Genomic DNA, 22,569 nt, shown 5'->3' on the forward strand with positions numbered 1-22,569 from the left:
GGCCTGCGCGTCCCCGAGCTGGTGGGCATCCAGCTGGACCCGGTCATCGGCCGGGCCGAGCCCGACCCGGAGGTGCAGGGGCTGCTCAAGGCCAGCGGCGGGCTCAACCTCGGCATGGACTTCCTCCCCGGCGCCCTCGGATTCGATCCGCTCGCCTTCGAGACGGACGCCGTCGAGGCCGGGCGCGTGGTGTGGTTCGACGCGCTGGTGGGCAACGTCGACCGCTCCTGGCGCAACCCCAACCTCCTGGTGTGGCACGGCGCCCTGTGGCTCATCGACCACGGCGCGACGATGATCTGGCACCACAACTGGCCGTCCGCGCCGTCCGCGGCCGCCAAGCCGTACGACGCCTCCGACCACGTCCTGGCCACCTTCGCCCCGGACCTCGCCGGGGCCGCCGCCGAGCTGGCCCCGCGGGTGACGGAGGAGCTGCTGACCGAGGTCGTCGCCGACGTCCCCGACGAATGGCTGGCCGACGAGCCGGGCTTCGACGGTCCGGACGCCGTGCGCCGGGCCTATGTCGAGGTGCTGCGGGACCGCGCCGCCACCGTCGGCGACCGGATCGCCATCGGCGAACGCAGCGCGGACACGCCCTCGCAGGCGCCCGAGTGGGTGCGGGTCAGGTTGGACAGGAAGGCCGGGAAGTGACGGACCGCAGAGAGCACAAGGGCGACATGGATTCCAAGGAACGGTCGGTCTTCGAGTACGCGCTGCTGCGTGTCGTGCCCCGCGTCGAACGCGGGGAGCAGATCAACGCCGGCGTCGTCGTCTACTGCCAGGCCGAGTCCTTCGTCGAGGCCCGCGTCCACCTGGACGAGCGCCGCCTGCTGGCCCTCGACCCGACGGCCGATGTGGCGGGAGTCCGGGCCGCGTTGCACGCCGTCGAGGGGATCTGTGCCGGCGGGGAGCGTGCCGGCCAGGCCGCCTGCGACGACGCGGGACGGCGTTTCCGCTGGCTGATCGCCCCGCGCAGCACGGTCGTCCAGCCCGGCCCGGTGCATACCGGGCTGACGCGCGACCCCCGGGTGGAACCGGAGCGCCTGCTCGACCTGCTGGTCAGGTGAGACGCCCTGGCGTACGGGGGCGTTGACAGCGGGTGGCGGGGCTTCTAGCGTCTGATCGGCCGAAGCTACTAAGCGGTTGCTCACCCGCAGCTCCCCGCGCGGGGGAGCCGCCATCGAGGTGAGGAGATACGGCATGTCCACCACCGAGCGACGGGTGGCCGTCGTCACCGGCGCGGCACGAGGCATCGGTGCCGCGACGGCTCTGCGGCTGGCCCGGGACGGGTATGCGGTCGCCGTCCTCGACCTCGACGAGGCGGCCTGCGCCGGCACCGTGGAGGCGATCACCGCGGCCGGCGGCACCGCCCTCGCCGTCGGCTGCGACGTCTCCGACGCCGACCGGGTGGCCGCCGCCGTCGCCCGGGTCGCGGACGGACTCGGCGCTCCCGCCGTGCTCGTCAACAACGCCGGCGTGCTCCGCGACAATCTGCTGTTCAAGATGAGCGACGGCGACTGGGACACGGTCATGAACGTGCACCTGCGCGGCGCGTTCCTGATGGCGCGCGCCTGCCAGAAGCACATGGTGGACGCCGGCTGGGGCCGCATCGTCAACCTCTCCAGCAGCTCCGCCCTCGGCAACCGCGGCCAGGCCAACTACTCCGCCGCGAAGGCCGGGTTGCAGGGCTTCACCAAGACCCTGGCCAAGGAGCTCGGCAAGTTCGGCGTCACCGTCAACGCCGTCGCCCCCGGCTTCATCGCCACCGACATGACCGCCTCCACCGCGGCGCGGATCGGCGTGGGCTTCGAGGACCTCCAGGCCGCCGCGGCGGCGGAGATCCCGGTGGGCCGGGTCGGCCGGCCCGAGGACGTCGCCAACGCCATCGCCTTCTTCGCCGGCGAGAACGCCGGCTTCGTCTCCGGCCAGGTGCTGTACGTGGCCGGCGGGCCGCTCGACTGAACGGGAGCATCAGCATGCCAGCCCGGCCTCCGCCGGCAACCGGCGTGGCTGCCCCGGTCACATCGAGCCGGGCCCCCTCCGAGGCCGCGATGTCGCGGAGGAACTCCTCCGGCTGCGTCATCTCGCCCCGCAGGGCGGACAGCGCCTGCCGCGTCTCGGACAGCCCCTCGCGGGCCATCCCCCGTGCCGCCGTGACCCGTTCGAGGATCTGCTGCCGCTCCGCCCCGCTCTCGATGAGCAGCCGGGCCGCCTCCAGGTGGACCAACTGGGCGGAGAGGCTGTGCGCCAGGACGTCGTGGATCTCCCGTGCGATCCGGGCCCGTTCGGCCAGCGCCGCGGACTCCGCCTCCGCCTGCCGCGCCGCCCGCTCCTGGGCCAGCAGCCGGAACCCCGCCCCCCGGGCCTCCTCGTCCAGCCGCAGCGAGTACCCGATGAGGAGCACCGCTCCCACCGCCCCGGCGGCGGCCGGCAAGGTCTCCCGGCCCGTCAGGACGTACGCCCCCATGGCGACGCCCGCGACACCGAGTCCCGGCCCGAGAGGAAGCCGCTCCACCGCGATGACCGCGGCGACGCACCACAGCCCGGTCGCGGTGACGTGTGTTCCCGCCCCCTCCGCGACACCTCCCGTCGCGATCAGCACCACCAGCAGGCCCACCGAGGACCAGAAGCGCTGCTGGAGCGTCGTGATGAAACAGCGCCAGACCGCGACGGAGCAGACCACGAGGCCGGCGGCGAGCGCCGCATAGCCCCACCCGTGCAGCGCGTCCTCGCGCACCACGCCCGTGACGAAGACCCCGACCAGAACGACCCGCACGATCCACGTCAGCACCCGGCGGCGACGCGGGACACCGACCCGGGAGAGCGCCTCCCGGGGCGGCCACTCGGTCCAGTTCTCCATCGGCACGTACCGCTCCTCCACCGGCGCGCAGGACTCAGCCACCGGCAACGACACCGTACGACGGAACCAGCCGCCCGGCCCGGTGCAGGAGAACCGCCGAGCGGGCCGGCAACATGGCGGCGACCGTCAGCATGGCGCCCGCCGCGCCCTGGTGGACCCCGATCAGCACCCCGACCCCGATCAGGCCCAGGCGCAGCAGCATCCCGCCCGCCCAGACGGCTCCCGTGACCTTCGTCCCCCGGGCCCAGACCGCCCCGGTCTCGTCGGTCCATATTCGGGTGGTCCACGCCCAGGCGACGCCCGTTGCGACGCCGAGCAGGACCCCGGCCGTCAACAGGCCCACGGACGCGGCCCGGTGGCCGGCATCCACCAGCCCCGGCTCGCGTAGGGCGACGACGGCCAGCACCGCCGGGACGACCCACCACCGGCGGGAGCCCGGGACCATCTTCTGCGGCTTCATCTGGCGGACGACCACCAGCACCACCAGAGCGACGACCACCAGCACACTGACCGGACCGGACATGGAAAGCCTCCGTGGAAGCGCGGACACGACGGTCGCACGCGGTCCTGCCACAACCAGGACGCCGCGGGACGACACATCCGACGCTACGGACCCGGTCGGCGGTCCGGATCGGAGCACGGGTGGACCCCGGGTGGAGATCACTCCCCGACCCGGGGCTCCTTCTCCACCCGGGGGTGGAGGCTCAGGCGTCGATGCGCGAACGGTCCAGGGTGGCGGCGGAGTTGGTGATGAACTCCTTGCGCGGCGCCACCTCGTTGCCCATCAGCAGGTCGAAGGCGCGCTCCGCGGCCTCCAGGTCGCTGATGTTGATCCGCCGCAGGGTGCGGTGGCGGGGGTCCATCGTGGTCTCCGCGAGCTGGTCTGCGTCCATCTCGCCGAGGCCCTTGTAACGCTGGATGGAGTCCTTGTAGCGGACGCCCTTGCGCTCCAGCTCCAGCAGGGTCTGCCGCAGCTCACTGTCGGAGTAGGTGTAGATGTACTTGTCCTGGCCCTTCTTGGGCTGGATCAGCTCCACCCGGTGCAGCGGCGGGACCGCCGAGAACACCCGCCCCTGCTCCACCATCGGCCTCATGTAGCGCTGGAAGAGCGTGAGCAGCAGGCAGCGGATGTGCGCGCCGTCCACATCGGCGTCGGCAAGGAAGATGACCTTCCCGTAGCGCGCGGCGTCGATGTCGAAGGTCCGGCCCGACCCGGCTCCTATCACCTGGATGATCGCGCCGCACTCGGCGTTCTTGAGCATGTCCGAGACCGACGACTTCTGGACGTTGAGGATCTTGCCGCGGATCGGGAGGAGCGCCTGGAACTCGGAGTTCCGCGCCAGCTTGGCCGTGCCCAGCGCCGAGTCGCCCTCGACGATGAACAGTTCACTGCGGTCCACGTCGTCGCTGCGGCAGTCGGCGAGCTTGGCCGGCAGCGACGAGGACTCCAGTGCCGTCTTGCGGCGCTGGGCCTCCTTGTGCTGGCGGGCCGCGATGCGCGTGCGGGCCGCCGCGACGATCTTCTCCAGCACGGCCCGCGCCTGCTGCTTGGCGTCGCGCTTGGTCGAGGTCAGGAACGTCTTGAGCTCCTTGGCGACCACGTTGGCCACGATCCGGGAGGCGGCCGAGGTGCCCAGGACCTCCTTCGTCTGCCCCTCGAACTGGGGCTCCGCCAGGCGGACGGTCACCACCGCGGTGAGCCCCTCCATGGCGTCGTCCTTGACCACGTCGTCCTCGGCGACCCGCAGCAGCTTGGACGAGCGCAGCACCTCGTTGACGGTCTTGGCGACCGCCCGCTCGAAACCGGCCACGTGGGTGCCGCCCTTGGGGGTGGCGATGATGTTGACGAAGGACTTGACCGTGGCGTCGTAGCCGGTGCCCCAGCGCAGCGCGATGTCCACGCCGAGCTCCCGGGTGACCTCGGTGGGCGTCATGTGCCCGCGGTCGTCGAGGACCGGGACGGTCTCCTTGAACGTGCCCTGGCCGCTGAGCCGCAGCACGTCGCAGACGGCCTTGTCCTGCGCGAGGAACTCGCAGAACTCACTGATGCCCCCGTCGTAGCGGAAGACCTCCTCGCTGACGCCCGTGCCCTCGAGGCCCCGCTCGTCACGGACCACGATCGTCAGGCCCGGCACCAGGAAGGCGGTCTGCCGGGCACGCCCGTACAGCGTGTCCAGGGAGAGCTTGGCGTCCTTGAGGAAGATCTGCCGGTCCGCCCAGTAACGGACCCGGGTGCCCGTACGGGTCTTGGGCACCTTCTTGCCTTTGAGGAGCCCGTTGGCCGGGTCGAAGGGGGCGTCGGGACCGGACTCGGTGAAGATGCCGGGCACGCCGCGCCGGAAGCTGATCGCGTGGGTTCTGCTGTTGCGGTCCACCTCCACGTCCAGCCGGGCGGAGAGCGCGTTGACGACCGAGGCGCCGACGCCGTGCAGACCGCCGGAGGCGGCGTAGGAGCCGCCGCCGAACTTTCCTCCGGCGTGCAGCTTGGTCATGACGACCTCGACGCCGGACAGCCCGGTCTTGGGCTCGACGTCCACCGGGATGCCCCGGCCGTTGTCGCGCACCTCGACGGAGCCGTCGTCGTGGAGGATCACCTCGATGTGGTCGCAGAAACCGCCGAGGGCCTCGTCGACCGAGTTGTCGATGATCTCCCAGAGGCAGTGCATCAGGCCGCGGCTGTCCGTGGAGCCGATGTACATGCCCGGACGCTTGCGGACGGCTTCCAGTCCCTCGAGGACGAGCAGGTGCCGCGCGGTGTAGTTGGATCCGTCCCGGTCTGCCCCGGTCAGCAATGCAGTGGACGGCACGGACGTATCGGCGGTCACGCGGTTCGCTCCTCGCTGAATTTCTCTCTGGCCCGTCTGGGGGCGCAATGGCTGGCTCGGTCGCCGTTCAGAGGGTACCGAGGCCCGGTAGAGCCTTTGTGCCGCCACCCGCAGCAATGGCCATGCTAGTCGAGCATCGAACGAGGGTTCGATGACTCAATGGGGTGACGTGCACATCACGTTCCCTTGGAGGCATGAACCATTTAGGCTCCGGGCACGTCCTCAAGAACAACCCGGCAAGCCGGCCGGGAGGACGGAAACCCCCAGCGATGTGAAACCGTAAACCCACGCGATACGGCTCATTCGCCGCCAAACGTCAAGATCCGGCTCACTCGGAAGGAAGTTTCGAGGAAAAGCCACGAGCGGGAACGTTTTCGGCCTGGTTGGATGTTGACCCTGGTACGACAGCTCGTCGAGCTAGAGAAGAGGCGACGTGACTACTGTTCTGACCCCCGCGAGCCCGCTGACGGCCGCTGATCGCTGCGACCGGTGCGGCGCTCAGGCCTACCTGCGCGTCGTTCTCCTGAGCGGCGGTGAACTGCTGTTCTGCGCCCACCATGGGCGCAAGTTCGAGCCGGAGCTCAAGAAGATCGCCGCGGAGATACAGGACGAGACGGAGCGACTGACGGCCGTCCCGGCCTCCGCGTCCGACGAGGACCGCTGAGTCCGCCCCACGGGCTCCCGGATCCACCGGCGGAACGCCGACACATCGCATCCACGACGAGCGTGCCCCGGCCCTTGGCGGCCGGGCGGCGACGGGCGGCCCCCACGGGGGAGGCCGCCCGTTCCCGTGCGTTCCTCCGCCTCCGCGACCCTCACGACGGCACCGCCGGCCGAGCGGCCTGAGGCGGCGCCTGCCCGCCCGCGGGCGGCGCGTCCGGGCTGTGTGCCATGACCGCCTTGGAAACGGCGGAGATGCGCGTATAGACACCGGGACGGCCCGGCTGGGCGCAACCACTCCCCCAGGAGACGATCCCGACCAGCCGTCCGCCCGCCACCAGGGGACCTCCACTGTCCCCCTGGCAGGCGTCCCTGCCGCCCTCCGGCCAGCCCGCGCAGAGCATGGACGCCCGGTTGAAGGCACCCTCCACCCCTCCGGGATAGGCCTGCTCGCACAGCTCGTCCGCCAGGACCAGCACCGGCGAGCCGTGCAGCGTCTCGGAGTAGGCGCCGTTGCCGACCGTGTCGCCCCAGCCGTAGACCACAGCCGGGGTGTTCGGTCCGTAGACCGTCTCCCCCCGTTGTGCCATCCCGATCACATGGGTGGCCGGGAGCGGCTGCGCCAGGGTGACGACGCCGATGTCCCCGGCGTTCGTCATCACGTTGAAGCCCGGGTTGGCCCAGGCCTCCTGGACGGGCACCTCGGTGCCCTCGGCGCCGCGCAGATCGTCACGCCCCACCAGCACCCGCAGGTCCTTCGCGTCACGGGGATCACTGCCCAGCACCTCGCGGGTCAGGCAGTGGGCGGCGGTGACCACGGTCCTGGGCGCCACCGCGACTCCGCCGCAGAACTGCCCGGACCGCGTCGAACCGAACCGCCCGCGGCTCGCCAGAGCCACCACCCAGGGCACGTCCGAGGTCTTGACCGGCTGCCCGCCGACGACGACCGGCCCGTCGCCCACCAGCCGTCCGTCGGCCGCGGTCGGGCCCGGCAGCACGAGCAGCAGGGCGAGCGCGACGGCCGACGACCAGCGCAGGGCACGCATACGACCTCCTGACGCGGTGGAGTCCCTTGCACACCCAGAGTCAACCCCGGCAGCCGTCCCCGCATCCGGAAGCGACAGGGCCCGGCCCCTCCGAAGAGGGAACCGGGCCCCGCCATGTCGCCGTGTGCCGCTGCTCAGTCCAGGTAGTCCCGCAGAACCTGGGAGCGCGACGGGTGTCGCAGCTTGGACATCGTCTTCGACTCGATCTGACGGATGCGCTCACGCGTCACGCCGTAGACCTTGCCGATCTCGTCCAGGGTCTTCGGCTGGCCGTCGGTGAGGCCGAAGCGCATGGAGACCACGCCGGCCTCGCGCTCGCTCAGGGTGTCCAGGACGGAGTGCAGCTGCTCCTGGAGGAGCGTGAAGCTGACCGCGTCGGCCGGGACGACCGCCTCGGAGTCCTCGATGAGGTCACCGAACTCGCTGTCGCCGTCCTCACCCAGGGGGGTGTGGAGGGAGATCGGCTCGCGGCCGTACTTCTGGACCTCGATGACCTTCTCCGGGGTCATGTCGAGCTCCTTGGCCAGCTCCTCCGGGGTGGGCTCGCGGCCCAGGTCCTGGAGCATCTGGCGCTGCACGCGGGCGAGCTTGTTGATGACCTCGACCATGTGCACCGGGATACGGATGGTGCGGGCCTGGTCGGCCATCGCGCGGGTGATCGCCTGACGGATCCACCAGGTCGCGTACGTGGAGAACTTGTAGCCCTTGGTGTAGTCGAACTTCTCGACCGCACGGATCAGACCGAGGTTGCCCTCCTGGATGAGGTCCAGGAAGAGCATGCCGCGGCCGGTGTACCGCTTGGCCAGGGAGACGACCAGACGGAGGTTGGCCTCCAGCAGGTGGTTCTTGGCGCGGCGCCCGTCCTCGGCGATGATCTCCAGCTCGCGCTTGAGCTTGGGCGCGAGCTTGTCGGCGTTCGCCAGCTTGTCCTCGGCGAAGAGACCCGCCTCGATGCGCTTGGCGAGCTCCACCTCCTGCTCGGCGTTGAGGAGGGGGACCTTGCCGATCTGCTTGAGGTAGTCCTTGACCGGGTCGGCGGTGGCACCGGCCACCGCGACCTGCTGCGCGGGGGCGTCGTCCTCGTCCTCGTCGGACAGCACGAAGCCCTTGCTCTCGCCGGTCTCCTCCTCTTCCTCGCCCTTGCCCGGGAGCGGGGTCTCCTCGACCAGCTCGTCCTCGAGCAGCTCGTCGGAGTCCTTCTTGGCGGTGGCCTTCTTGGCCGTCGCCTTCTTGGCGGTGGCCTTCTTGGCCACCGTCTTCTTCGCGGCCGTCTTCTTGGCGGCGGCCTTCTTGGCGGGCGCCACGGCCTCGTCGCCCGACTCGTCCCCGTAGCCGCCCGCCGCGGAGGAGGCGGCCGCGGTGGAGGTCTGCCGGGACGTCACCGTCTTGGAGGAGACGGCCTTGGTGGCGGTGCGCTTCGCCGGGCTTTTCGCTGCGACGCTCTTGCGGGTGCGCTTGGGCGCCTCTGCCGCGCTGACCATCAGCGTCACACCCTCCTCGTCGAGGACCTGGTTGAGGCTGCGCAGGACGTTCTTCCACTGGGTTGGCGGAATCTGGTCAGCCTCGAAGGCCCGACGCACGTCGTCGCCGGCGATCTGCCCCTCGGCCTTTCCCTGCTCGATGAGCGCCATCAGAGACTCGGATTCGGCGATCTCCGGCGGGAGCGTACGGGATGTGCTGGCCGACACGAACAACCTCTCGGAACGATGGAAACGGCTTCCGGCTCCGTCCGCTGCGGACCGGAGCCGACGACCGCCGGCAAGGATGAACCGACGGCGCGGGCGATAGTGCGGTGCAACACAGCGCCTCGAACGAGGCCTGTATTCCCTCCGCAGCCACCACCTCTTTAGTCATCGCGCTGCCTCAAGGAGCGTTACGCCCAATCCCCGTGGCCCGAGTCACACCACATATGGGTTGAAAACCCATGGAACCGGGCGGATTGCTGCGCCTCTCCGCAGCACACCCCAAGACCGGCGGCGCATTCGCCGCCCACGCGCGCCCTCCGCGGCCGTTCGGCCCGGGGCGCACGGCCGTACGCGCGGGGCGGACGAGCAGTCCCGCGCGTACCTCCCTGTCCGTACGGCCCCGCCCCCGCGGTCAGTGCTCGCGGGGGGCGGGCACCACGCGCTCGACCTCCGGGTGGGAGACGAGGAGTTGGCGCATCGCCGACTCCGCGGCGGCGGCGTCGCCGGCACCGACGGCGTCGACGATCCGCAGGTGGTGCCCCACACCGGCGTCGGTGGGCCGGTCACAGCCGCCGGCCGACGCGCCCGAGACGTGCAGGGCGGCGGACACGATGCCCGAGAGGTGCTCCAGCATGCGGTTGCCGGCGACCTGGAGGAGCAGGGTGTGGAACTCGGCGTCCGCGCGGGAGAAGGTGAGCGAGTCACCCTGCGCCAGGGCGTGCCCCATGATCTCCGCCATGTCGGCGAGCCGCTGCTGGACGTCCTCGCGACCGTGCCCCGCGGCCAGCCGGGCGGCCAGCGGCTCGATGATCCAGCGCAGCTCGCACAGCTCCCGGCGCTGGTCGTCGCGTTGGGGACCGAAGGCCCGCCACTCGATGATGTCCGGGTCGAGGAGGTTCCAGTCGCTGACCGGGCGGACCCGGGTGCCGACGTTGGGACGGGCACTGACCAGGCCCTTGGCCTCGAGGACGCGCAGCGACTCGCGGACGACGGTGCGGGAGACTTCGAAGCGCTGCCCGATCTCCTCGGGGACGAGCGGGCGGTCGGCGCCGAGGTCGCCGGAGACGATCATCTGCCCCAGCTGCTGTACGAGCTGGCCGTGCAGCCCCCGGCCGCGGCTGCCGGCCGCCCGGCGCCCGGCGCGCCCCAGCTCCGCGTCGCCGTCCCAGGCGTGTGCGGGGCCGCGGTCGGCCCCGGGGGCCTCTGCGTAGGAGTATCGGTCGAGCTCGCCCGGGCCCGTCAGGCCGGAGTCGGCGGGGCGAGCCGCGGTCATCATGGTGTGCGCAAGGGTACTCACGCTTCCTTTGTCGGCGACGGGTCGACGGGCCTTGAGGTCTTTGGTGAAAAGCACACGAAAGGGTGATCGCCCATTACCTCACAATTGACGCCCAAACGGACACAATCGGGCACCCTCCGGAGTTGAACAAGTACGCAGAGCAACGGTTGCGCGCCCCCTGGCGCCTCCGGCGGAGGGACACCCTCGGCTATATCCCCGGCTCATGACGACCATCTTTCCCTCTCGCCCGACGAACGGATTGTCACTCTGCGTGGACGTCCTGTCGGCGCGACGCGCCGGGCAGGCCCCTCTTCCGCATTAGCACAGCCTCAGCGCGGCCGCCCCCGCAGCAGCGTGAGGACGTACGCCGCGAGCAGCCCGGTGAGCGAGAGGACCAGCGCCCAGCCGACGGGCTGGGAGATCACCCGCAGCGCCGTCGAGAGTCCCTCGTCGACGCCGGCCGGCCACTGCAGCAGAGCCGTGGAACGCAGGCGCTCGGGGAGCCCCGCGAGGGACCGGGCGGCGGGCCGGGCCAAAGCGGCGCTCACCACCGGCACCACCAGTGCCGGGACGATCAGCACCGCCATCAGCCCCAGGACGGTCGAGCGGAACAGGCCCGCCGCGAGCAGCCCGGCCCAGGCGCAGCCGAGCGTGAGCGCGGCCCAGCCGACGAGGGCCGTGCCCCAGGCCGCCGGGAAGACGGTCACCGCGCCACCGAAGAGCAGTCGCACCGCCCCGGCGCCCAGGGCCACCGAGGAGAACGCCAGCAGTAGCGCGGCGGCAGCCGTGACGACGAGCTTGCCGCCCAGCAGGGCCAGGCGGCGCGGCACGCTGCCCACATCGGGGGCCAGCGCGGGATAGCGGAACTCCTGGCCGAAGGCGAGTGCCCCGAGCACACCGGCGCCGAGGGCGGCGGGAGGCAGCGGGAGCGGGGCGGGCCAGCCCGCGAGCAGGCTGAGGACCGGGGCCCCGGCACGGGCCAGGAGCACCGAGGCGACCAGCGAGAGCAGGAGCGAGGAGGCCACCACGATCCATCCCGTCCGCACGCCGACGGCACGGCGCAGCTCGTAGCGGAGCGGCCAGACCGGTGCGGGGGCGGGGAGGGGCGGCTGGATGCGGGCGAGCGGTCCCTGCGCTTGCTGATCGTCGGCCGCGTCTGACTCGGGATCGGCGTCGGCCGGACGTCGGCCGTCGGCGCGCTGGAGCGGGGGCAAGGGGGCGGGGTCGGTCTCCTCGGCGAGCCGGTGCACCAGAATGCCGTGCCGGTGGGCCGTCTCCCCGACCGCGGCGCAGCTGCGGCCGTAGACGGACAGCATGCTGCCGCCGTCGTGCACGACCTCCACAGGAGGGGCGTCGGGGGACGGATCGGCGCTCTCGGACTCCGCCGCGATGACGTGCGCGAGGCGGGCGGCCGACGGTGACTGGACGGCGACCTTGGGCCGCAGCCGGGCCCGGGCGAAGACGGTGGCCTCCTGGTCGGCGACCAGGCGGCCGCGGTGGATGGTGACGACCTGGTCGCCCAGGCGCGCCGCTTCCCCGGGCGAGGACGAGGTGACGAGGACGGCGCCGCCCTGGTCCGCGTAGCCGCGCAGGAGACCGTGCAGCCAGGAGGTCTCCCGCGGGGACAGGCCGGCGGCCGGTTCGTCGAGCACGAGGGTGTGGGGGTCGCCGAGCAGGGCCGCGGCGAGGCCGAGGCGGCGGTCCATGCCATGGGAGAAGTCGCCGATGCGCTGGTCGGCCAGACCGCTGAGTCCGACGACGTCCCAGCACCTCGTCCGCGCGCCCGGGCGGGACGCCGGCCGCCGCGCCGAGCATGCGCAGATGGCCGCGGGCGGTTCGGGCGGGGTGGCCGGGGACGTCGCCGAGCAGTACGCCCACCTCGCGGACCGGGTGGGCGACGCGGTCGAGGCTGCGGCCGCGGAAGAGCGCGATGCCGCGGCCGGGGTCGAGGCGGAGCATCAGACGCAGGGCGCTGGTCTTGCCCGCCCCGGACTCGCCGAGAAGGACGGTGACTCGCCCGGGGCGGGCCTCGAAGGTGAGGTCGTCGACGGCGGGAGGGCGGTTGCGACGGGGGGACGCTGGTCAGTCCGATGGCCTGGATCATGACTTCCCTCGCGGGGCGTGGGCATCCCGCGCGGGCGTCGTGGGGTGCGCGGGAACGGGGGACGTTCCGCAGCACGGTAACCCGATATGTCCTATTTGCTGCGGAACATGGCGCACCGGAGGGTCGTGTCCCGCCCCCTCGTGGGCGGGTCGGCGGCTACGCCTCGGGGCGCAGCATGGGCGGGTTCAGCAGGGTGGCCCCGCCGGCCCGGAAGAGCTGGGCCGGGCGGCCGCCCTGGCGTGTCGTCGTGCCACCGGTGGGCACCAGGAAGCCCGGGGTGCCGGTGACCTTGCGGTGGAAGTTGCGGGGGTCGAGGGCCACGCCCCAGACCGCCTCGTAGACCCGGCGCAGCTCCCCGACGGTGAACTCCTGGGGGCAGAAGGCGGTGGCCAGGGAGGAGTACTCGATCTTGGAGCGGGCGCGCTCCACCCCGTCGGCGAGGATGCGGGCATGGTCGAAGGCGAGGGGGGCGGCCTCCTCGCCGTCCTGCCCCAGCAGGTCCTCCACGGGGGCCCAGCGGACGCTGTGCGCGTCGCCGCCGGCGCGCGGGGCCGGCAGGTCGGGGGCGAGCGCGAGGTGCGCCACGCTGACCACGCGCATGCGGGGGTCGCGCCGGGGATCGCCGTAGGTGGCGAGCTGTTCGAGGTGCGCGGCGTTGGCGGGCGCCGGGCAGGCCGGGTCGTGGACGTGCAGCCCGGTCTCCTCGGCCAGCTCCCGGGCGGCGGCCGTCGCCAGGTCCTCGTCGCCCCGGACGAACCCGCCCGGCAGCGCCCACCGGCCCTGGAAGGGGGGTTCGCCACGGCGTACGGCCAGTGCGCACAGGGCATGGCGGCGTACGGTGAGCACGACCAGGTCGACGGTGACGGCGAAGGGCGGGAAGGCCGACGGGTCGTAGGGCATGACGCGATCATAGTCGTCTGCCTGACGATAATCAGGTTCTTGTCCATCGACGGCCACGGGCGGCGGCAGGTCTCCGGGGAGTCCGGTGCGCATGCGCTCACACCCCCAGTTGGAGACCGTCGGCGGCCTCCTCGACCATGCCGAGGCCGAGTCTGCTGATCCGCACGGCGAACGGCCGCCCGGCCACGCTCAGCCCCGTGAACCGCAGGGCGCCGAGCGGCGCCGAGCCGGGCGGGCGGACGGTCACCCCGCCGGCCGGGACGTCCGGGCGCACGCCGGCGAAGGCGGTCAGCAGCTGGACCGCACCCGCGGCCGCCACGGCCGCGGGCCGGCAGGCCGCCGGGTGCGGCAGCGGGGAGCTCCCCGCGGTGCGCTGCTCGCCCGCATACATCTCCGGCAGCCGGTGGCCGAAGGTCTCGGCGGCGTCGAGCACTCCGCGTGCCAGGGCGCCCGCCTCCCGCTCGAATCCGGCGGCCGCGAGCCCGGCCACGGCCACGGCCGTCTCGTGGACGCGCACGGCTCCGCCGCGGTGCCCGAACGGGTTGTGGGCCGGGCTCCTTCGTACCCAGGCTGCGCAGGCCCCAGCCGGAGTCGAGGGGCGGGCTGCCGAGGAGCCGCGCGAGCTGCTCGGTACGCACGCGGTCCAGCAAGCCGGGGGCGAAGGCGCCCGCCGCGGTCAGGCCGGTATCGAGCAGATGGGCGGCGGCACACCCCAGGTGCGGTATAGGCCGCCCGTCGGGGGCGAGGGCGGCCGCCGGGCGGCCGCCGCCGCGGTCCTCGACCCAGAAGTCGTCGCGGAAGCGGCGCCGGAGGTCCGCCGCCCAGTCCCGCCACTCGCGGGCTCCGGGGCGGCCGTGGGCCTCCAGCAGGTCGGCACCGAGCAGGGCCGCCCGGTGGGCATGGGCCTGGACCTCGCAGCGGTACGGCCCGCCGGGGTGGGGGTCGGCGAGATAGCCGTCCTCGCCGACCGCCGTGCGCAGCCAGGCCAGGCACCGCTCCGCGGCGGGGAGCAGCGGCTCCAGCTCCTGGCCGGGCAGGCCCCACCGCCACGCCTCGGCGAGCACCGCCGGGAACAGGAGCGTCGCTTCGACGCCCGTGCAGCCCGGGGGCAGATGGGCTCCGGAGTGCCGCAGGGCACCGGGGACGCGGCCCCGGTCGGGGCCGGAGAGCTGGGTGCGGGCGACGGTGCGCAGCGTCCCCGCGGCGAGCCGCACGCCGAGGGGCAGCGTCATCCGTGCCGCCCACAGGGCCTCGGCGGGGGCGAGATGGCCGCAGCGCCAGGGGACGCCGGCGGCGAGGTGGACGTCGCCCGGGATCTGCCGGTCGCGCACGAGGAGGGCGCGCAGATCGTCGAGGGCGGTGGCGAACAGGGCGGCGGCCCGGGCGTCGTCACCCTCCGCCTGGGCGTCGCCCCAGGGAGCACCGCCACGGGCGGCGGGGCCGGGGACGGGGAGCGGCCTGCCGGGTGCGTCCGGCCTGACGCGGAGCTCGATGCTCCGCGTGCCGCCGGGGGGCAGCCGTATCTCCCAGCACAGCAGTCCCGCCGAGGCCAGGGCGTCGTCGGGAGCCGGGTCGGCCGTCACCACCGCGTCCAGGCCGGGGGCCGACCAGCGCAGGCCGGAGGCGTGCACGGCGGCGGGGAGCTCGGGGGCCGCGGCGCCCGCGGCGACGGCGCCCAGCTCGGCGAGGTCGGTCCCGAGGGAGACCTCGACCCCGAGCCTGGTCTCGCGGGCGGCAGCGCTGCGCAGCGTGATGCGCTCGACGCCCTCGGCGTCGCGGAGCCGCTCCACGGTGACGGCCGGGTCGGGTCCCTCGTCGGCGGCGGTGCGCACCGTGCCGACGAAACGGGCCCGGCCCGCGTCCGTCAGCCGCCCCTGGAGGGGCACCGGTTCGACGCCGTCCACTCTGATCACGCAACGCGCCAGCAGGCGCCGCCCGTTCCGGTAGAAAACCGTCGAGGCCCTGGCCGGTGAGCTGTCCCTGCTCCCCGGAGATCGCGAGGGCGGGCAGGGCGACGCAGATCAGCGCGGCGTGCACCGGCTGCGGGCCCGGGGGGCGGGCGGGGCCGGGACGCCGGGACGCCGCGGGGCGGGGAACGGACGGGGTGTGGGTGGCGGTGCCTTGCACGGGTCTGCGCTCCCTGTGGAGGTCACGGGCCGGGACGACGGTTACGGACGAGGGCCACTCAGGTGAACGGCACGGGCGCCGCCGAGGTCACGGAGGCCCGGACGTGTCCCCGGTCACTTTCGGTCGTGGGTCACTTCCGGTCGCGGGCCGCGCGCCGCCCCGGCTGCCGTCGGGTGCGCGGCTTCCCTTCCGGTCCGCCCGTCGCCGTGCCGCGCGCCGGGCCCGGACGGGCGGTGTCGCCCTGCTGCTTGCGGCGCCGGGGACCGGGCGCCGCCGTCCGACCCGGTCCGTCCCCCCGTCGCGGGCCCGTCGTCCGGCCGGGCGCGCCCCTCCGCGGCGGCGCGGGCGGCGTCGAGGACTGCCCGGTCGGCCCGCTCCTGGCGCAGGCAGTTGCGCAGTGCCTCCGGATCGAGGCCCTCGTTGCAGGCGTGGTGGAGGAGTTGGGGCGAAGAGGTAGTCGGGGTCGGCGGTCAGCGCCCGGCCGAGAGTGATCTTCGCCTCGGCGTGCTCGCCGGAGGCCCAGGCGACCCAGCCCGCCAGGGTCAGCGGCGCGGCGGCGTGCTCCGAGTAGGGCGGTACGCAGCGGCGGGCGAGCGCGCGCGCCACAGCCGCAGGGTGGCGGGCAGCCGCGAGCCCTCCATCCACTCGGCGGCGCGGTCCCGGGCGACGCGGTCCTGGAGGCCGAGGACGATCGCCGCCGCCTCGTCGGCGGAGACCAGGCCGTCGTCCCGCGCGTCGGCCCCGGCACGGGCTTCGACGGGCGGCGCATCGTCGAGGCGCCGCAGCACCAGCTCCGCCAGGTCGAGCGTCTCCCGCCGCACGGTCTCGCACTCCGCGCCGAGCATGCGCGGGAGGAGCTCGGCCGCGCCGGCGTCCAGGGCGTGCCGCTGCTCCTCGGCCGCCCGACCGCCGAGCGGTGCGAGGCGGGCCTCCATCTCGCGCAGGGATCCGCCGACCCGCACCCCCGCGTAGGCCGCGGCGGCCGCCATGACCGAGGTGCCGGGCATCGTCCTCGGCGTACCGTCGGGCGGGCAGCAGCGGGCGTCGGAGCAGCAGTACGACCAGAAACGGCCGCCGGACAGGCACAGTGCCTCGTACACCGGCACGTCGAGGCCGCCGCAGGCCATCCGCAGGTGCTGGGGCGAGGGGCCGCAGCCGCTCCAGGACGGCCTGGCCCGTCTCCCCCTCCGCGGGGTCCTGGCAGAGGTAGAGGACGATCCCGTCCGGTGCGGTGCCGCGCTTCGTGCCGGCGGCGACGAGGGTGCGGGCGAGCTGGTCGGAGACGAAGGGCCATTCCCGGGGATCCGCCGGGATGCCGAGCCTGATCCGGCCCCCGAAGCGCTTGCGCTCGCCGTGGAGCGCCATCATGACGATGCTGTCGTCGGGGTGGAAGCCGAGCAGGTACGGGAGCGCGTCGGCCAGTTCGGCCGGGGTGCGCAGCGTGACGTGGGTTTCCGCCGGCGGTCCCCAGGCGGAGGACGGCAGGGGCGAGGGGCCGGCTGATTCGTTTGTGGTGGGCCATGGCCCGAGAGTCCCGCAGGTGCGCGGGCGCCCACCAGGCCTGTGGATATCGCGGATATTGTCCTACGAATCCCTGTGGACAACGGGCCCCTTCACCCCTTCATTCGCGCGTTGTCAGTGGCCTCGTGTTGCATAGGGCCATGAGCAACGAAGCCCTCCGCACCGCCGCCGACGCAGTCCTCGCCCGTCTCGTGGGCGACACCACCGGCACCGCCGTGCTGCGCGAGGACCAGTGGCGGGCGATCGAGGCCCTGGTGGCCGACCACCGCCGCGCCCTGGTCGTCCAGCGCACCGGGTGGGGCAAGTCCGCGGTGTACTTCGTCGCCACCGCGCTGCTGCGCGAGCGCGCGGCAGCGGCCCCACCGTGATCGTCTCCCCGCTGCTCGCGCTGATGCGCAACCAGGTGGAGGCGGCGGCCCGGGCCGGCATCCACGCGCGCACGATTCAACTCCTCCAACAGCGAGGAGTGGGACACCGTGCAGGCCGAGGTCGCCGCCGGCGAGGTGGACGTGCTGCTCGTCTCGCCGGAGCGGCTGAACAACCCGGACTTCCGCGACAACGTCCTGCCCAAGCTCGCGGCCGCCACGGGCCTCCTGGTCGTGGACGAGGCCCACTGCATCTCCGACTGGGGCCACGACTTCCGTCCCGACTACCGCCGGCTGCGGACGATGCTCGCCGACCTGCCCCCGGGCGTCCCCGTGCTCGCCACCACCGCGACGGCCAACGCCCGCGTCACCGCCGACGTCGCCGAGCAGCTGGGCACGGGCGAGGGCACGGACCGGGCGCTCGTGCTGCGCGGGCCGCTGGACCGGGAGAGCCTGAGCCTCGGCGTCCTCAGCCTCCCGGACGCCGCCCACCGGCTGGCCTGGCTCGCCGACCACCTCGCCGAGCTGCCCGGCTCCGGGATCATCTACACCCTGACCGTCGCCGCCGCCGAGGAGGTGACGGCGTTCCTGCGCCGCCGCGGGCACACCGTCACCGCGTACACCGGCAAGACGGAGAACGCCGACCGCCAGCAGGCGGAGGAGGATCTGCTCGCCAACCGCGTCAAGGCCCTGGTCGCGACGTCCGCCCTCGGCATGGGCTTCGACAAGCCCGACCTGGGCTTCGTCGTCCACCTGGGCTCGCCCTCCTCCCCCATCGCCTACTACCAGCAGGTGGGCCGCGCCGGTCGCGGCGTGGAGCACGCGGAGGTCCTGCTGCTCCCCGGCCGTGAGGACGAGGCGATCTGGACGTACTTCGCGTCGCTGGCCTTCCCGCCCGAGGGGCAGGTGCGCCGCACGCTGGACGTGCTGGCCGCCGCGGACCGCCCGCTCTCGCTGCCCGCCCTGGAGCCGCTCGTCGAGCTGCGCCGCTCCCGGCTGGAGACCATGCTCAAGGTGCTCGACGTGGACGGCGCCGTCCACCGGGTGCGCGGCGGCTGGACCGCCACGGGCCGGCCATGGGCGTACGACGCCGAGCGCTACGCCTGGGTGGCCCGGCAGCGGGCGGCCGAGCAGCAGGCCATGCGCGACTACGCCACGACGACGCAGTGCCGGATGGAGTTCCTGCGGCGGCAGCTGGACGACGAGCAGGCGGCCCCTTGCGGCCGCTGCGACAACTGCGCGGGCCCGCGCTTCGCCACCGGGGTCTCGCAGGAGGCGCTCGAGTCCTCCCGCGGCGAGCTGGGCCGGCCGGGGGGTCGAGGTCGAGCCGCGCCGGATGTGGCCCACGGGCATGGCCGCGGTCGGGGTGGACCTCAAGGGCCGCATCCCGCCCGGTGACCAGGCCTCTCCCGGCCGCGCGCTGGGCCGTCTCTCCGACATCGGCTGGGGGAACCGGCTCCGTCCCCTGCTCGCACCGCACACGCCGGACGGCCGGATTCCGGACGACGTGGCGGCCGCGGTGGTCTCCGTGCTCGCCGACTGGGCCCGGGGGCCCGGCGGTTGGGCCTCCGGCGCTCCGGAAGCCCCCGCCCGGCCGGTGGGCGTCGTCACCGTGGACTCCCGCACCAGGCCGCAGTTGATCCGCTCGCTCGGCGAACACATCGCGTCGGTGGGGCGCATGCCCCTGCTCGGCTCCGTGGGAGTACCGCGCCGAGGCGGCGGACGCCGGAGTGCCGCGCAGCAACAGCGCCCAGCGGCTGCGCGCGCTGGACGGCGCGCTGGCCGTGCCGCCCGCCCATCGCCTCGGCGCTGGCCGCGGCGGACGGGCCGGTGCTGCTCGTGGACGATCTGACGGAGACCGGCTGGGACGCTGGCCGTGGCCGCGCGCGGCTGCTGCGGCGGGCCGGCGCCGCCCAGGTGTTCCCCCTGGTGCTGGCCGTACAGGGCTGACCCGGAAGGGGCGGGAGAAACGGGACGGGGCTACGGCAGGCGGGATGCGGACCGCCGGATACCGGTCAGTGGCGTCAATTGATCGTTGCCGTACGGCGGGCGGGGCCGCGAGAATTGAACCGGCTCCCCGCTCCCGCCTGTTCACGGCACGCCGGGCTGCCGTCTCCTGTTCCTCGTTGCCGATTCCCCGTGCGGAACCCGCCGGGGGCGCAGACGAAGGGAGAACCATGGCCTTCGGTCCCGCTCCGCCCCGGGCCACCGGCCCGGCTCCGCGTCCCGGTCGGCTGCTCGAGCCCGCCGAGTGGGCCGCCGCCGGAATTCCCTTGCTGCGCAACCCCCGTGAGGTCGTCACCGGGCTGCACGCCCGGCACCTGCCGACACCGACCACGGCCGTGGTCGCCGTCCTCGGTCCCGACGAACGGCTGGCGGCCAGCGCCTCCTTCACCACCCGTCGGGCCCACGCGCCCGACGGGTGGGAGCTGCGCAACGAACTCCTCGCCCAGCTGCGCCGGGTGATCCCGCACGACCTGCGCAGACGCTCGCCCGTACGGACGGCCGTGCTGCTCTACTGCCGTGAGGGGGACGGCCGTTGGACCCAGGAGGACGGCGCCTGGATGTGGGGGCTGCGCGACGCCTGCACCCTGCACGGGCTGCGTTGCGGCGCCTACATCACGCTGACGGGAGCGGGCTGGCGAATCCTCGGCGAAGGGCGCAGCGGACGGCGCCCGCGATCGGCCGCACGCCCAGCCGTGCCCCTGGACACCCACTGTCCGGAACCCGCCCTGCACCGCCGCGCCGCGGCGCGGTGGACGCACCGCCGGGCACGGCCCGGCCCGGGGGCCCGCTGGAGCGCCCCCGCGGGCCATGCGCCCGTGGGGGCGCCGCCGTGCGGGACGACCGTCAGACGCCCACGGATATCAGGGCGTTGACCCGCTGCGGGTCGCCGCAGACGACCAGCAGGGCACCCGCTCGCGTCAGCGCCGCGGGCAGCGTCCGGGCCACCTCGGCGTCCGCGCCGCCGTTGACGGCGACGACCACGACCGCACGGTCGGCCAGCCGGTCCGCCGCGGCGTCGGCGTAGAAGACGTCGTCCGCAGCGTCCTGCTGCGCCCAGTAGGACGCCTCGCCGAAGGACAGCTCGTGCGCGGCCCAGGGGTGCGGGTCGCCGGTGGTGAGCACCAGGACCTCGCCGGGGGCACGGCCGCTGTCGAGCAGCAGGTCGACGGCCTCGTCCGCGGCGTCCAGAGCACCCTCCGCCGAGGCGGGGATCAGCTGGATCTGCGGAGCGGAGGCGGGTGCGGCGGCCTCGGGCCCGTGCGCGGCGCGCGGGGCCGGAGGCGCCGGCACCCGGGCGCGCACCGGGGTTGCCGGGGCGGGGAGCCGCCGGACGGGGACCAGGAACGGGTCGGGGGGTCGGCGCGGTGCGGCCGGCGGCCGGCACGGTGCGGGGACCCGGGACACTCTCGTGAATCTGAGGCTCCTCGGGGATGAGAGGCATGGGTTGATGTCTATCAAACGCCGGTGCGAGTCGCGTCGGCGGGTGGTGCTTTGGGCGGTCAGGAGGGGTCAGAAGTCGAAACCGAGCTGACCACCGGCCTCCAAAGCGTTCTCACGGGCCGCCTGTCCTTCGGGGACGAGGCGTGGCCGCTTGAGGTGCTGCCACTGGGGCAGCGCGTCGAGGTAGGCCCACGACAAGCGGTGGGTACGGCGTGGGCCCCACGCCGCTCCAGGGCGGCGCGGTGCACCGGCGAGGGGTACCCGCGCGTTGTCGGGGAACCCGAAGTCGGCGTGCCCGTCGCCCAGTTCGGCCATCAGCTTGTCGCGCCGCACCTTGGCGATCACCGATGCCGCGGCCACCGCCACACAGGACTGGTCACCCTTGATGACCGTGCGGACCTTCCAGGGATCACCGAGGTAGTCGTGCTTGCCGTCGAGGATCACCGCGTCCGGCCGCACCGGCAGGGCGTCCAGCGCGCGGGTGGCCGCCAGCCGGAGCGCCGCCGTCATCCCCTGGGCGTCGATCTCCTCGGGGGAGGCTTCGCCCAGGGCGTAGGCGGTGACCCAGGTCTCCAGCTGCCGGGCGAGCACGAGGCGCCGCTTGGGGGTGAGCAGTTTGGAGTCGGTGAGCCCTTCCGGCGGCCGGCGCAGACCCGTGACGGCCGCGCACACCGTGACCGGCCCGGCCCAGGCGCCCCGGCCGACCTCGTCCACTCCGGCGACGACCTTGGCTCCCGTCGTCGCTCGCAGGGAGCGCTCGACGCTGTGGGGTGGGCGGTTGGTAGGGCATGGCGCCAGCAAGGGTACGCCCCGGAAGCCGCGCGCGGCTCCCCGCCCCCCTCTTCGGGGACCCTGTTCAGCGCGGGACGTCCGGGAGCCAGCCGGGCAGCTGCTCCGTGTCGCGCAGGCCACGCGGCGGGCGGCGCGCCCCGGCCGGCGGCCGCGACCACTCCGCCGACGATGGCGCAGGTGGTGTCCACGTCGCCGCCCACCTGCGCCGTCACCCAGAACCCGGCCTCGAAGGAGCCCAGATGACGGGCGGCGGACCACAGGGCGAACGGCCACCGTGTCGTGCGCGCTCGTCCGGCGGCCGCAGCCGAGGACGGCGGCGACGGTGTTCGCGTCGCCGTAGTCGAGCATGTCGCGGGCGCGGCGCAGCCCGGCCTGCACCGCGCTGCGCGGGACGAGCGCGATCACGCCGTCCAGCAGTGTCTCGCCGGTGACCGGCGCCCCCGTCCGCCTCGGCCGCGATCGCCGCGGCGGCGGCCACGGCCATGGCGCCGGCCACGGCCTCACGGTGCTGGTGCGTGATGTAGGCCGAGATCTCGGCCTGGTGGGTGGCCTGCTCGGGGTCGTCCGCATACCAGGCGCCCAGCGGGGCGATGCGCATGGCCGCGCCGTTGCCCCAGGACCCCTGCCCCTGGAACACCGAGGCCGCCAGCTCCCGCCAGTCGCCGCCCTCCCTGATCAGCCGCAGCATGCGGTTCACGGTGGGGCCGTAGCCCCGGTCGAAGTCGTGGTGCTCCGCGAACAGACCGCGCCAGGACGTCCTGGTCGACGCGGCCGTGGCCCGCGAGGACGGCCAGCACGGAGCAGGCCATCTCGGTGTCGTCGGTCCACTGCCAGGGAGCCGCGGGCACCTCGCGGCGCTGGAGGCCGGTGTAGTTGGCGGGGACGAAGAACTGGGAGCCGAGGGCGTCGCCCACGGCCAGCCCGCGCAGGCTCGCGAGGGCTCGGTGGAATCGGTCAGCGGTCA

At 73.8% G+C, this 22,569-nt stretch carries 14 protein-coding genes and 7 pseudogenes; 6 read left to right on the plus strand and 15 right to left on the minus strand.

What is annotated here, in order from left to right; all coding sequences use genetic code 11:
• The 3 genes from ABD794_RS16875 to fabG all read left to right on the plus strand — a co-directional run.
• Window positions 1–648 (plus strand): hypothetical protein (locus ABD794_RS16875; RefSeq protein WP_344964290.1); only part of this gene is annotated, 648 nt, incomplete at its 5' end.
• Between the two features lie 26 nt (window positions 649–674).
• Window positions 675–1,064, plus strand: a complete 390-nt coding sequence (locus ABD794_RS16880) for a DUF3037 domain-containing protein (RefSeq protein WP_344964311.1) — start codon at window positions 675–677, stop codon at window positions 1,062–1,064.
• Between the two features lie 133 nt (window positions 1,065–1,197).
• Window positions 1,198–1,959 carry a 3-oxoacyl-ACP reductase FabG gene (fabG, locus tag ABD794_RS16885; RefSeq protein WP_344964292.1) on the plus strand — a complete coding sequence of 254 codons (762 nt, stop codon included), beginning with the start codon at window positions 1,198–1,200 and terminating at the stop codon, window positions 1,957–1,959.
• Window positions 1,960–2,146: 187 nt separating this feature from the next.
• On the opposite strand, the pseudogene ABD794_RS16890 reads toward fabG, so the two are convergent.
• The 3 genes and pseudogenes from ABD794_RS16890 to ABD794_RS16900 form a co-directional block, all read right to left on the minus strand.
• Window positions 2,147–2,857: pseudogene (locus ABD794_RS16890) on the minus strand (histidine kinase dimerization/phosphoacceptor domain-containing protein); the annotation flags it as partial.
• 34 nt (window positions 2,858–2,891) lie between these two features.
• Entirely contained in the window at window positions 2,892–3,380 is a 489-nt protein-coding gene (locus ABD794_RS16895; protein ID WP_344964294.1) for a DUF1453 domain-containing protein, read from the minus strand.
• Window positions 3,381–3,561: 181 nt separating this feature from the next.
• Window positions 3,562–5,682: a DNA gyrase/topoisomerase IV subunit B gene (locus ABD794_RS16900; protein WP_344964296.1), complete on the minus strand. Its 2,121-nt coding sequence runs from the start codon at window positions 5,680–5,682 to the stop codon at window positions 3,562–3,564.
• 433 nt (window positions 5,683–6,115) lie between these two features.
• Here ABD794_RS16900 and ABD794_RS16905 point away from each other — a divergent pair, with 433 nt between their 5' ends.
• Window positions 6,116–6,346: a DUF7455 domain-containing protein gene (locus ABD794_RS16905; protein ID WP_004949045.1), complete on the plus strand. Its 231-nt coding sequence runs from the start codon at window positions 6,116–6,118 to the stop codon at window positions 6,344–6,346.
• Window positions 6,347–6,497: 151 nt separating this feature from the next.
• On the opposite strand, the gene ABD794_RS16910 is transcribed toward ABD794_RS16905, so the two are convergent.
• From ABD794_RS16910 to ABD794_RS19150, 9 genes and pseudogenes are all read right to left on the minus strand, one after another.
• On the minus strand, window positions 6,498–7,388 hold the full coding sequence (locus ABD794_RS16910) for a S1 family serine peptidase (protein ID WP_344964298.1): 891 nt from the start codon (window positions 7,386–7,388) through the stop codon (window positions 6,498–6,500).
• 134 nt (window positions 7,389–7,522) lie between these two features.
• Window positions 7,523–9,082: an RNA polymerase sigma factor gene (locus ABD794_RS16915; protein ID WP_344964300.1), complete on the minus strand. Its 1,560-nt coding sequence runs from the start codon at window positions 9,080–9,082 to the stop codon at window positions 7,523–7,525.
• Between the two features lie 403 nt (window positions 9,083–9,485).
• A complete protein-coding gene (locus tag ABD794_RS16920; RefSeq protein WP_344964302.1) occupies window positions 9,486–10,424 on the minus strand; it encodes a FadR/GntR family transcriptional regulator in 939 nt (312 codons plus the stop codon).
• A gap of 254 nt (window positions 10,425–10,678) precedes the next feature.
• A pseudogene (locus ABD794_RS16925) lies at window positions 10,679–12,453 on the minus strand (ABC transporter ATP-binding protein).
• A gap of 156 nt (window positions 12,454–12,609) precedes the next feature.
• Entirely contained in the window at window positions 12,610–13,353 is a 744-nt protein-coding gene (locus ABD794_RS16930; protein WP_344964305.1) for an NUDIX hydrolase, read from the minus strand.
• A 97-nt stretch (window positions 13,354–13,450) separates the two neighbouring features.
• Window positions 13,451–15,375: pseudogene (locus ABD794_RS16935) on the minus strand (glycogen debranching N-terminal domain-containing protein).
• A gap of 192 nt (window positions 15,376–15,567) precedes the next feature.
• Entirely contained in the window at window positions 15,568–16,125 is a 558-nt protein-coding gene (locus ABD794_RS19140) for a DUF4192 family protein (protein ID WP_425586052.1), read from the minus strand.
• On the minus strand, window positions 16,023–16,607 hold the full coding sequence (locus ABD794_RS19145) for a DUF4192 domain-containing protein (protein ID WP_425586053.1): 585 nt from the start codon (window positions 16,605–16,607) through the stop codon (window positions 16,023–16,025). The genes ABD794_RS19140 and ABD794_RS19145 overlap by 103 nt, the downstream gene beginning before the upstream one ends.
• Before the next feature lie 73 nt (window positions 16,608–16,680).
• A pseudogene (locus ABD794_RS19150) lies at window positions 16,681–17,058 on the minus strand (DUF4192 family protein); the annotation flags it as partial.
• Window positions 17,059–17,141: 83 nt separating this feature from the next.
• Here ABD794_RS19150 and ABD794_RS16945 point away from each other — a divergent pair.
• A pseudogene (locus ABD794_RS16945) lies at window positions 17,142–19,316 on the plus strand (RecQ family ATP-dependent DNA helicase).
• A gap of 227 nt (window positions 19,317–19,543) precedes the next feature.
• Complete coding sequence (locus ABD794_RS16950; protein ID WP_344964307.1) at window positions 19,544–20,245, plus strand: hypothetical protein; 702 nt, start codon at window positions 19,544–19,546, stop codon at window positions 20,243–20,245.
• Here ABD794_RS16950 and ABD794_RS16955 read toward each other — a convergent pair.
• From ABD794_RS16955 to ABD794_RS16965, 3 genes and pseudogenes are all read right to left on the minus strand, one after another.
• A pseudogene (locus ABD794_RS16955) lies at window positions 20,217–20,814 on the minus strand (hypothetical protein). The gene ABD794_RS16950 and the pseudogene ABD794_RS16955 overlap by 29 nt on opposite strands.
• A 68-nt stretch (window positions 20,815–20,882) precedes the next feature.
• Window positions 20,883–21,527 carry a ribonuclease HII gene (locus ABD794_RS16960; protein WP_344964309.1) on the minus strand — a complete coding sequence of 215 codons (645 nt, stop codon included), beginning with the start codon at window positions 21,525–21,527 and terminating at the stop codon, window positions 20,883–20,885.
• 142 nt (window positions 21,528–21,669) lie between these two features.
• Window positions 21,670–22,569, minus strand: a pseudogene (locus ABD794_RS16965) (ADP-ribosylglycohydrolase family protein); the annotation flags it as partial.

The sequence above is a fragment of the Streptomyces thioluteus genome (genome assembly GCF_039535865.1).